Origin of the sequence: Flavobacterium sp. AG291, assembly GCF_003350375.1 — a bacterium.
In the GTDB taxonomy this organism is placed as follows: domain Bacteria; phylum Bacteroidota; class Bacteroidia; order Flavobacteriales; family Flavobacteriaceae; genus Flavobacterium; species Flavobacterium suzhouense.
This window is the reverse complement of the sequence record NZ_QQAR01000015.1, coordinates 62,394-74,791: the sequence shown is the minus strand read 5'-3', so window position 1 is coordinate 74,791 and position 12,398 is coordinate 62,394. Positions and strand designations below refer to the sequence as shown.

Below are 12,398 nucleotides of genomic sequence, written 5' to 3'. Positions count from 1 at the left end.
AACTCACTATATAAGAAAGGCCGCTCATAAATGAGCGGCCTTTCTTTCAAAATATAGCCTATTAAACCTAAAAACTATTCCTGTCTGTTGACGTAAATCCATCCGGTTTTGCTCTCTACCTGTTCTAATTCTATCATATAGAAATAAGTGCCTGTAGTAAGCTCATTACCGTTAGAATCCTGTCCTTTCCATTCGTTGGTATAATTTGTTTTGTTGTATACCTCTTTACCGTAACGGTTAAAGATGATAAGCTTTTTCACACCAAATGAAGTAAGGTCCAGTACATCATTAAATCCATCATTATTTGGCGATATACCTTTTTGTATCTCACATATAGTAGCTGTAACTATAAATTCAGCTTCGCCTGTACAACCCTCTGCAGTAGTAACAGTAACGTCGTATATTCCCGGCATAGGAGCTACGAATCTGCGCTCAGCAGAAGTAAAGTTTTCCGGTCCTGTCCAAGCATAAGACGCAGTATCAGGGTTAAATGAACCTTCGTCATCTGTAGCCTCTATCCAGTAAACATTGTTTTCGCACCCATCAAGAACCAGAACATCAATTACTGTTGCATCCTGTTCAACAACAGCAGTTGCTGAATTATCACAACCATTTGCTGTAACTGTAACCGCATAGGTACCAAAAACTGTCGCCGTGATACTACTAGTGGTTTCTGAGATAGCGTTTCCATCCAGAGTCCAGGCAAATACAGCATCCTCAACATCAAAATTGTCCGGATTTACAGTTATGGTAATATCTTCTGCTCTACATGCAGTAAAATCACCCTCAAGCGTAAATTGCGGTGTAAGATCCTGAGCTCTTACCGTAAATGTTTTTACTGCAAAACAGTCAGTTCCGTTATCAGCAATCCTAACATAAATAGTCTGTTCATTCTGAACCGTATTTGTGTATGGGCTTACTAATGCATCTGTATTAGCTTCGGCAACTTCAGCCGTTGCATGATAGGTAACTGTATAGTCAGCAGGATTAAGTCCTTCCAGAATTACAGCAGTATTTGATTCAATATCAAATTCAGCAAAGCCGTCAACATCACATACAATAATATCTGCCGGATTTGCCGTAAGATCCGCAACTGACGGATAGAATTCAACAATCACGCTATCTTCCCTTAAACAGCTGTAACCTGTTACATTAGCCGATATTGTATACTCACCCGGTTCGCTTACCACCAGCGTAGCCGATGTTTCATTTGGTATTACAACACCATCGCGTTTCCATGTGAAATCAAATGTTGTATCATCAAGTCCTGATTCAATTGTTGTTGTCTGCCCTACGCAAACCGCAGTATCGGTAGACACAAGTAGATCTGCTCCAAGATCAACAGTTCCGGCGCCAACCTCAACACCTGCTTTAATGAATACACCTGAATCAAGGTTGTTATCTGTCTCAGCAATAGCAATTTTAATATGATAAGGCTGATTTACCTCAACATTAGCCGTAGCTGTCATCACAACAGTTTGTCCTGCAAATGATGTTTGTGAAAGATCCTGATTACCAAAAACATTGTACTGTCCAAACCATTCCAGATTGTAACCCGGACAAATATTAGGATAACCTGCTCCACTGATGTTAAATACCGAAATTGGAATTGACGTTCCCGGAATCACAGCAATATTCTGTGTGTTTCCGTTAGCATCTGTCAATAGGATAGCAAATGTATCATAGCTGTAACACTGTATAAAATCGCCATACTCTTCAGATGCAAACATAAAGTCAAGGCTGAATGTTGGAAGTGACGGTACAAAGTCAAATTCGATTACCGATGCGTTTGTAGATGGCTGGAATGGCGGCGCACCAAGGAAACCTTCCATAACAGCATCAATATCCGTATCACCTAACCAAACAGAAGAGCCCTGCTCCATTGCTCTGTAGTCAGGTCCCGGAACTTTAGTAACATCTCCTGTTGTTAACACCAAACCTTCTTCAAAAGGGAAACCTGAACCATTTTTATTAAAGTAAGCAATCCCGTTAGGATTATCGCCAAACACATTGTCAGGATCCGGGTAATTTGTACCTGTTGACCATGTAATATTACTAATCTGGGCACAGCTTCCCTCAAAAAGGACATCTGTCACTAACTGTTCAACGGTATACTGCGTAGTACTTACTGCTATTGGGGTAACAGGTACTTTTACACATATTTTAAATGTAGTTTCAACAGGCTCAAAATCAGTATTAAAAATCCTGATCTTGTATTTCCCTCCCACGGTAAGGTTTTCAAGTAATTCAGTAGAATTATATTCAGCTGATGCCGTATTACAATAGCTGATTGTTGTTAGATTACCACAGTCATCTCCCTGGTATACTATATAAGTAAATTGAGGTCCAACAATATCGATGAATGATACCGTATGTGTAGCTGATGTCGCTGTAAACTCGAACCATACATCCTCGTTTACGCTTACCCATTCACCACAAGGACTATCCTGAGGTGTTGATGTTGTAGCACCTTTAAGCGTACCGGAAGCATATACATCGCAAATAACACCAGTGTTAACCGGAACTGTAACCGGTGCAGAGCATTCATCATTTGTTATAATTGTAACAAACTGAGCCTTGTCTGACATTACGCTCGATTCAGTACCACCACATACCGCTTTTACAGCAAGATTATAAAGTGTACCCGATGTAAGCGGAGTACCGTCAGGTAAAGCTGTAAGTGTATAAGGAAGAGCATTAACAACAATACCTGTTGCAGGAATATCTTCTCCCTGTACATTTACAAAAAGTTCCCATTGGGTTTCATTATTACCCGGTGTCCATGTTATCTCTGCCGATGTAGCAGTAATATTGCTTACCTCTATTAATTGTGGTTCCGGACAAGTAGGCATAGGCTCTACTATCACATTATCAATCATAAGATCAGAACCAAACTCTACTGTTGAAGGTATATGCCATGCAATATATACCGGACCTGTATAAGCCGTAAGAGAAACCGTTTTTACAAGATAATTTTCATTCGTATATATTGTTTCAGGAACAAGCTCTTCCGTAAAATCTGCAAGATCCGTACTACCCGTTGAAAGCATTACCCTAAATCCTGTGATTCCTTCATCAGCGCTACCTATTCTGAAATGATATTTAAGTCTTTCATTTCCTGTAAGCGTTATAGCAGGAGATATTAGCCAGTCATTGTTTTGGGTTGTACCAGTATATATTTTTGCAGCTTCATCACCTTCATAAGCAGGCATATCTGAGGTTGCCCAAATTGACCAGTCACCATTTCCGTTTACTATAGTCCAGCAAGATTCTGTAGCAGAATCGCTGTTGAATGCTTCACTGAAAGGTATCGCAAAAGCTGTACATTTCGTCTGGAAATAGTAAGGGCCTTCCCAAACACTCTTATTGTTTGTACCACAAACGGCGCGTATATATACTGCTTGTTGTGTATCGGGAAGAAGCGATGTCGCATCAAAATATGGATTGCTTACCGGAGTTCCTGTAACTGTATTAGAAGGAGTTCCAATTACTGAAGCTGTTCCAACAAGGATTTCCCATGCTGTTTCGTTGTTACCTGCAGTCCATGCTACATGGGCCTCTGTATCTGAAACTGAATTTACTACAATATCTGATGGTTCAGCACATGCCGGCATTTCCTCAACAATTACATTGTCAATCATAAGTTCATAACCTCCATTAAAGCCTGAAGGTACATACCATGCAAAGTAAACAGGCCCTGCCGGAATATTAGAAACATTAATAACCTTCTCAGTCCACGCACTAGTCGCATAGCTTGTTAGCGGTGAAAGTTCTATTGTAAAATCTTCAGGGTTTTTCCCTGTAACCGAAGCCATTACTTTAAAAGCAGCCGCTCCGCTATCCTGGGTTTTATAATGGAATTTAAGTCTTTCATTACCTGTAAGCAATATAGCAGGTGAAATCAGCATATCATCATTGGTCATCGAATAACTAACGTCAAATTTAGCCGACTGGTCACCCTGATAACTATCCATTGCAAAATCTAAATCCCATACTATTGTATCGTCATTATTATCAAGAACCGACCAGCAGAACTGAGATACGGAACCTGAATCAAAACCTTCAGAATAAGGAACTATAAATGCATCACATTGCGTATTGAATACTAATGGCCCTGCCCAGCTACTGAATGTACCATCATTACAATCTGCACGAACATAAAATTCGTATTGTGTAGACGGTGTAAGGTAGCTTGGCGTAATTGGATTATTTACAATAGTTTGTCCTGCTCCCATAGGCAAACCCTGCCCTACAGGTTGTATAACATATTGCCATGAAGTAGCCGTAGAATCCCATGCCAGCGTAATACCATTGCTGGTAGGCGCCGTAGCGGTAAGATTTTCCGGTTTATCACAGTATTCCTGCTGTATACTAAGTGTAAAAGCTGTAGTTTGAGCAAACCAGCTTGAAACTACTATATAATAGGTAGTACCGGCGGTAACGGTCATAGAAGTAATATTAAGATCTGGAGCCGGCGTTAAATAGTCATTAACAGCCGCTTCATAACAAGCAGTACCAATATTGGCGCATGAAGTGTAAACAAACACTCCTGTATAAGCTTCAGTAATACCCGACAAATTAATGCTTATTGCTCCTGTTTCCGTAGCCGTATAAGCATAAAACACATCATTCCCATTAAGATAGTTTTGGTATGCCGGTATTCCGCAGCCCCCTGATGAACCGTTTATAAAATCGAAATAAAGAGCAGTATCATCGGCTCCTGCATAAGGTAACGAAGTTATGCTTTTAGGATTCTGACAGTTATCACCCGGTTTAAAGGTTAAAAAAGTCACCGGAATTGTCCATTCACTTTGTCCTCCATCCAGACATATTGCTTTAATATAAAATTTATATTTAGTTCCCGGGGCAAGGTTTTGAACTACATAAGGTTGTACACCATTATAAGGCACACCTACACCTGTAGGCGCCAGAGCGTCTTCAACAATCTCAATCTCAAAATCATTAGCTCCTCCCGGATTATCCCATGTTATTTCTGCTGATGTTTGTGTAATATTATTTACAACAATATTTTCAGGCATAACACATTCCGAAACTACCTGAACATCATCAATTAGCCAGCGGTCACCATTATCACTTAGTATTACAAAAGCAACACGAATATCCGTATTCTCATAAATAGCAGGTATTTCTACTACTACTTTATTGTATTGCTGCTGCACAGTATTAATTTCAAGCTCTGTCCACGACTGCAGCTCAACATAGCTGGCAAGGTTATCGGCATCTGCCCCTTCAGGAAGAATCTTAACCTTATATACAGACCCCTGATCCAAAGCCATTGTTAGCCTTGAATAGAATTCAATACGTCCATTTACCGGTGAATTGAATAGAGGTGTAACAAGATAATCTTCAGGTATACCTGTAGCAACGTTCTCCGGGTTCAGATACGCCGCATATAATCCCGTATAAGACGGAGTATTTGTATTAGCAGCATTGGTTTGTGCCCATTGCGTATTTGTTCCAATGTTGTTTTGAAGAATTTTCCAGTTTGGAGGCCCCTGCCCGGGCACCCAACTCTCAAAACTCTCAAGAGCCAGCTGTGCATTGCTACTTAATGAAAATAGCAGTACGAATAAAAAAAATGAAATCTTTTTCATACACATTTCCCTTTTTTTGATTGTTAGTTTAATTAGTAGTTTATTAATGTAGGCAAGTTTATGAGCCGATTACTAACAGAAAATAATCTGATTAAAGCTTCAATAATTTGAGCTATTAATCATACCCTGAAGAATCACACCACAACATTAACAAAAAATTCACGCATTATTTAAAATGCGCATAACAATCGACTAGGAAACAGTCGGACAAATAGCCTAAAAAATGCGACAACAACAACCTATAGAGCTGATATATAGTCAAATATATTCACATTGACAGGTAATTCCATTTTATGCGCAATACGCTCTTTTCGTTTTCTGCAGGCTTCTATTGTTATGTTAAGAATAGAAGAAATTTCTTTCACACTAAGATTCATGTATATGTAAGCCACAAAGCGGACGTCATTTGCAGTAAGGGTTGGATGAAGTGTTTTTAAACGATTAAGGAATCCCTGATTGAGCTCTTCGAAATGCGTTATAAAATCATCCCATTCGTTGTCAATACGAAGTTGGCTTTTCAGGGTCTTGATTTGGTTGGCTAACGAAGTATCTTTAGACAGTTTGGTTTTTTTAGAAAGTGAAACCAAAATATCTTCTATAAGCTGATTCCTGTCTGAAAGATAAAGTGCTTTAGCAGACAATTTTCTGTTACGGGTCTCAATTTCATTCTTAAGTCGTTCCTGCTCCAGTAATGCATTAGTTTCATTTTCCCTGAATTGTTTTTCAAGTAACAAATTGTCATTCTTTTCTTTTTCGAGCTCAAGCGCTGTAATACGCTGATTACGCTCCGCTATCAGTTTCTTTTGTCTTAATATAAATACCGTAGCGGTTAGCGCAATAATAAAAAAAGCAAGTAGCGAGTAAATGATTCTTCGCGTTACAACTTCCTTTTCCTGATTTAAAGCAAGTTGGTTCTTATATTCCTGCATTTCAAATTTCACCCTGCTGTTCTCAAACAACCTTCCATTCTTCACTTCATTGAGTTCTTCAGTAGCACTCAGCACAGAATCTTTAAATTTAACAGCATTACGAAAATCATTACTCTTACCATAAATCTCTGCGAGCAACTCAAAAGTTCGCTTTCTTGTTTCAAGATCAGGCTTTTTATTTAAAATACCAAGAGCATTTTGAGCCGCTACGTCATAGCGGCCTTCTTTAAAATAACTTTTAACTATTATCTCATTAAGAGGTATTGCAATATCATTGTAAGCAACATCTTTTGTATTCTTTAGCAATTGCAAAGCCTCTTCCCTGGCGTCAGCAGTTTTACCGTCAAGCAAATCAGCTTCTGCAAGAATCATTTCTGCTGCAACCACAGACCTTGGCCAATACTGCTTAAGGTTAGGCATGGCTTCGGTAATATAGTTACGGGCCTGAACCGGATTTTCAAGTATATTTTCAACATTAGCAAGGTTTATCAGATAAATACCAAGGCTTTTGAATTTTTCCTTTTTAGCAGCATCATATACCTTTCTGTAATAGTCTCTTGCCTTTTCATAATTTTTATCAGCAGTATACAGTATGGCAATGTTATTAAGCGCAATCATCTCAAACTCCGGATCCAGCTCCTTTACGGCAAGATTATATGCCTCAAGACAATAATTAAGTGCCTCACCATAATCCATCATTGCAATATAATTATGTCCTGTGTAATTTATCGCATGAAACAATTGTTTCTTCCAACGGTTTTTTTCCGCCATAGAACGTGCCGTAGCCAAAACCTCTAGCGATTTTACATAATCCTTATCCCGTGTAGCCTGCTGCCCTACTTTTAAGAGCGAATCGCATTGTGCCACAGTGTGTGCATTTAAGGACACAGCACTTAGCGATATGAAAAGAATAAGAAGGACTATTTTACAGTTTTTTAATAAATGCATTTGGGATAGGAAGTCTGTAATTGAAAGTTAGATTCAAATATACTAATAAACCTTTTAAAAGTAAACTTATGTACATCCGCAGAAAACCTTGCCTAAACGACTAAACATACATTGTAACGTTAATCAATAATTTGTAGGTTTGTAATGGCAAACCACTTTATTGGATTGTGCCAAAAACTGACGTTATGAAACTTATTATTTCTTTATTTACACTGATAACATTTTCGGTGAATGCCCAACAACTACAAACCCTAAACTGGGATGATGCACGAGTAAACGGCAAACTGGAGCTGACGATATTAAAACGCGATTTTGAGAAAGCTGTAAAGGGAACCGGGACAATAATACCCAATCCAGAAGATATATGTAATAATGATGAAGGCCTGGACATTATGCTCTACAACTTTAAAGGCATTACTTATGAGATTGACAATGGAGTACTCAACTTCAGGCATCTCCTGCTCGATAAAAAAAAGGAATTTATTTCACCTATAAAAATGTAATATTAAACTGGAATACAACAACAGAAGACCTATTCAGACTTATAGACGTCAATGCGACAACATCATCTGAAAACCAATTGAAATTTGAAGGAACCGTCCTTATAATTTCTCTGGACAATAAAACGGATGAGGGTGAATGGCAATTTCATTTTAAAAACGGTAAACTGAACTCTATTCACTGTGTTTTTGATTGTTAATGGATGATGTAAAGACATATTATAATCCGTTAAACGGCGAGTATACCAAAATACTCCGATCATCTGCAGATACACTTGGAGAATATTCGCTTTTAGAAGTTAACCTTATGCCGGGAGGCGGAAACCCTCCACATTACCATACCCGATTTACAGAAGAGTTTATCGCTGTAAAGGGCAAACTGGGACTCTTGTACAATAAGGACATTGTATATTTAGACCCCGGAGAAAGTCGGTTGGTTCCAATAGGTGTTGAACATCGCTTTTTTAATGACAGCGATGAGCCTATTGTCTTTAAAATAATATTGAGAAGCGGGCAGCCGGGATTTGAAAACTTCATTAAAGGCCTTTTTGGACTGGTTAACGATGGTAAAACCACTAAAAAAATGATTCCTAAAAATCCTCTTTATGGTGCAATATTACTTTATTGGGGTGACACCCATCTTAAAAACCTTTATTTTTATCTCTTTAGCCCGTTAGCAGCACTTGCATACCGTATTGCCAAAATAAGCGGAGCCGAAAGGAAACTGCTTGACAAATACTGTTTAGGAGAAATCGTTAGGGATTCACAAATTAAATAGATAAATTTGCATTTTTCAATACTTTATGAAAGCAAAAGACATAGAACGAATATCAAAAGCTTTAGGCGACCCGCACCGTATGCGAATACTTGAAGAAGTAAAAAAACACGGGTGGAGACAATGCGCCGATATCTGTGATATGATAAATCTGGCGCAGCCTTCTGTATCACACCACATAAAGCAGCTCACTGATTCCGGCCTGCTGATATCTGAAAAAGAAGGAAGAAATATAAAATATACTATTGATAAAGAAGCCTTTAACAACTATATTAAATTCATAAACTCGTTTACCATATAATTTATATATAGAAAAATATAAATATATCGATAAATATTTTGTAGTATTGCACCAGCAATTCATCCCTATCTAAATGATTTAAATTTTTAAGAGTGATAATCAAACATAAGTCACATTTAAAAATATAGATAAATTTAAATATATGAATAAATAATCAATTAAAATACAAAATAATGAGTTTAAATTTAAATGGAAAAGTAGCTGTAGTAACAGGTGCTTCTAAAGGAATAGGTGCCGGAATAGCTAAAAGCCTTGCTGCAGCAGGTGCATCTGTAGCAGTAAATTATGCCAGTAGCGCTGAAGACGCTAACAAAGTGGTAAATCAGATAATGGCCGATGGCGGAAAAGCATTTGCAGTAAAAGGCAGTGTAGACAATATTACCGATGTAGAAAGCATCTTTAACGAAACCATTAAGAACTACGGACGCCTGGACATTGTGGTAAACAACGCTGGTGTATACGGATTTGCCCCTGTGAGTGACATTACAAAAGAAGAATATGACAGGCAATTCAACATTAATGTTTTTGGTCCGATCCTGACTACACAGCAGGCTGTAAAACATTTTCCTGAAAACGGCGGCAGCATTATAAACATTAGCTCTGTAGTAAGTAACAGCCCCGGAGAGAACATGGGCATTTATGCCGCAACAAAAGGGGCATTAGACACGCTTACTAAAACTTTTGCTATCGAACTTGCTCCAAAAAAGATCAGGGTAAACACAGTCGCTCCAGGCTACACCACCACCGAAGGCACAGTAACTGCTGGTATTACAGGGAGTGATTTTGAAAGCAACATCGTTGCTACAACACCTCTTGCGCGTGCCGGTCAACCTGATGATATCGCCCGCGTAGTTACCTTTTTGGCGTCAGATGATGCCGCATGGGTTACCGGCGAAAGAATTAGCGCTTCAGGGGGATTAAGATAATAATCACCATATCGTTTTAACAGGCAGGGATTTACCCTGCCTGTTTTTGTTTTACAACTATGCAATCATAGAATAATTCGATAGCTACCTTTGTTTTTGATAAAAATTATCACTAATTTTAAGGCTATTGTTATAGGACTATGATAGAGATCGATATAGAACAGGAAAATAAGGCTATTGCCAAAGAATACAAGGAGTTACTCCGCATCAGCTACCAAACGCTTACCGAAGATGACAAAAAGCTAATACGAAAAGCTTTTGACGTTGCCGTGGATGCCCATAAAGAACAACGAAGAAAATCGGGCGAAGCCTACATCTTCCACCCTATTGCCGTAGCTAAAATCGTAGCATCGGAAATCGGGTTGGGTGCAACTTCTATTGCCTCTGCCCTACTGCACGATGTAGTAGAAGACACCGATATTACCGTTGCGGATATTGAGCGTATGTTCAATCCTAAAATAGCGCAGATTGTTGACGGACTCACCAAAATAGCTCAGGTTAAGACCGATCAGGAAATATCGATGCAGGCGGAAAACTTCCGCAAAATGCTCCTTACCCTGAACGACGATGTAAGGGTTATTCTTATCAAAATAGCTGACAGGCTGCACAACATGCAGACAATGGAGTCTATGGCCGATTACAAACAGGCTAAGATTGCTTCTGAAACGCTATATATATACGCTCCGTTAGCACATCGTCTGGGCTTATATAACATAAAATCACAGCTGGAAGACCTTGGCTTAAAATATACCGAACCTGCAGTTTACAACGACATTGTAAGCAAGATGAAGGAAACAAAGGAAGAACAGGACGCTTATATCAAATCGATATCAGACGTATTAAAAGCTTCCCTTGATGCTGAAGGGATTGAATATACCATAAAAGGCCGCCCGAAGTCGATATATTCCATCCGCAGGAAAATGCTGGCGCAAGGGGTAACTTTTGATGAAGTATACGACAAGTTTGCATTACGAATAATCTATAGATCAAACCAACATGATGAGAAATTCATAGCCTGGAAAATATACTCTATCGTAACCGACCACTACCGCCCCAGCCCTAGCAGGCTGAGAGACTGGATCTCGTCACCTAAATCAACCGGATATGAAGCCCTGCACATTACAGTTATGGGACCTAAGGGTCGTTGGGTTGAAGTTCAGGTACGTAGTGAGCGTATGGACGAAGTAGCTGAAAAAGGTTATGCAGCACACTACAAGTACAAACAGGGTGGCGCAACCGAAGAACACGGACTTGAAACCTGGCTAAACCTGCTTAAAGAAGCTCTCGAAAACACATCGGGCAATGCTGTAGACTTTGTAGAGGACTTTAAGCTGAACCTTTACGCCAAAGAAATTTATGTATTTACCCCTAAGGGCGAAATAAAATCGCTACCAAAAGGAGCTACCTCACTGGATTTTGCCTTTAGCATACACTCTGAGATTGGTGTAAAAACAAGAGGCACACGTGTAAATGGTAAACTGGTTCCGCTAAACCATGTACTAAACAGCGGTGATCAGGTGGAAGTTATTACCTCGCCCAACCAAAAGCCTAATCCGCACTGGCTGGACTATGTAACAACGGCCCGCGCTAAAAATAAGATTAAGAACGTACTTAATGAAAGTACCAAAAAAATTGCCGAAGACGGTAAAGAACTCCTTACCCGTAAGTTACGCCATTTAAAAATTACACTTAGCGAAAATATTGTTAATGAGCTGGTAAACTACTTTAAGCTAAAAACCAGCCTTGACCTGTTTTATCGTGTAGGAGTTGGAACCATAGACAACCAACAGCTTAAGGATTATGCTGCCCTGAAGAGCAATACGTTCATGAACTTCTTTAAGAGCAAGATCAAACGTTCGCCAAGCGTACCTCAGGAACAGATACAAAAAGAAGAGATCAGCCGTAATTATGACCTGTTGGTTTTCGGTAAAAATGACGATAAACTGGACTATAAGCTATCCAACTGCTGTAACCCCATTCCGGGAGATGATGTGTTTGGCTTTATTACCATAAATGAAGGTATTAAAGTGCACAAAAAAGACTGTCCGAACGCCATCAGGCTTCAGAGTAATTACGCCTACCGCATTATGCCAGCCAAATGGATCGATTCATCACAGGAAGAATTCAAGGCAACACTTAAAATTACCGGTATGGATACCCTGGGACTTACCAATGAACTTACCAAGGTAATATCCAACAATATGCACGTGAACATCCAGAGTATATCGCTTAGCGGAAATGCTGGGATATTTAACGGTCAGGTTACTGTCGTAGTACAGAACAACACCATACTTAAAAAACTTATAGACAATATTAAAAAAATAGATGGCATAGATAAAGTGACTAGGATAAATAACAATTAAGCTTAATGCTTTCACTTAACGAAATTTAGATTATCTTTGCA

7 protein-coding genes are annotated in these 12,398 nt (G+C 39.0%); 5 read left to right on the top strand and 2 right to left on the bottom strand.

From position 1 onward, the window contains the following. Positions 1 to 74: 74 nt before the first annotated feature. Both DEU42_RS15005 and DEU42_RS15000 read right to left on the bottom strand, forming a co-directional pair. Positions 75 to 5,615: a choice-of-anchor J domain-containing protein gene (locus tag DEU42_RS15005; RefSeq protein ID WP_158537889.1), complete on the bottom strand. Its 5,541-nt coding sequence runs from the start codon at positions 5,613 to 5,615 to the stop codon at positions 75 to 77. Between the two features lie 239 nt (positions 5,616 to 5,854). Further along, on the bottom strand, positions 5,855 to 7,492 hold the full coding sequence (locus tag DEU42_RS15000) for a tetratricopeptide repeat protein (RefSeq protein WP_114759142.1): 1,638 nt from the start codon (positions 7,490 to 7,492) through the stop codon (positions 5,855 to 5,857). Positions 7,493 to 7,677: 185 nt separating this feature from the next. Here DEU42_RS15000 and DEU42_RS14995 point away from each other — a divergent pair, with 185 nt between their 5' ends. The 5 genes from DEU42_RS14995 to DEU42_RS14975 all read left to right on the top strand — a co-directional run bounded on the left by DEU42_RS14995 (position 7,678) and on the right by DEU42_RS14975 (position 12,357). Beyond that, positions 7,678 to 7,995 (top strand): hypothetical protein, encoded by a 318-nt coding sequence (locus DEU42_RS14995; protein ID WP_114759141.1) that lies wholly within the window; start codon positions 7,678 to 7,680, stop codon positions 7,993 to 7,995. A 196-nt stretch (positions 7,996 to 8,191) separates the two neighbouring features. After that, positions 8,192 to 8,770, top strand: coding sequence for a cupin domain-containing protein (locus DEU42_RS14990; protein ID WP_114759140.1), 579 nt, complete (start codon positions 8,192 to 8,194; stop codon positions 8,768 to 8,770). 25 nt (positions 8,771 to 8,795) lie between these two features. Next, positions 8,796 to 9,068 (top strand): ArsR/SmtB family transcription factor, encoded by a 273-nt coding sequence (locus DEU42_RS14985; protein WP_114759139.1) that lies wholly within the window; start codon positions 8,796 to 8,798, stop codon positions 9,066 to 9,068. 173 nt (positions 9,069 to 9,241) lie between these two features. After that, the gene (locus DEU42_RS14980) at positions 9,242 to 9,994 is read left to right on the top strand and encodes an SDR family NAD(P)-dependent oxidoreductase (RefSeq protein ID WP_114759138.1); all 753 of its coding nucleotides are present in this window, start codon (positions 9,242 to 9,244) and stop codon (positions 9,992 to 9,994) included. Positions 9,995 to 10,134: 140 nt separating this feature from the next. Next, complete coding sequence (locus DEU42_RS14975) at positions 10,135 to 12,357, top strand: RelA/SpoT family protein (RefSeq protein ID WP_114759137.1); 2,223 nt, start codon at positions 10,135 to 10,137, stop codon at positions 12,355 to 12,357. Positions 12,358 to 12,398 lie beyond the last annotated feature (41 nt).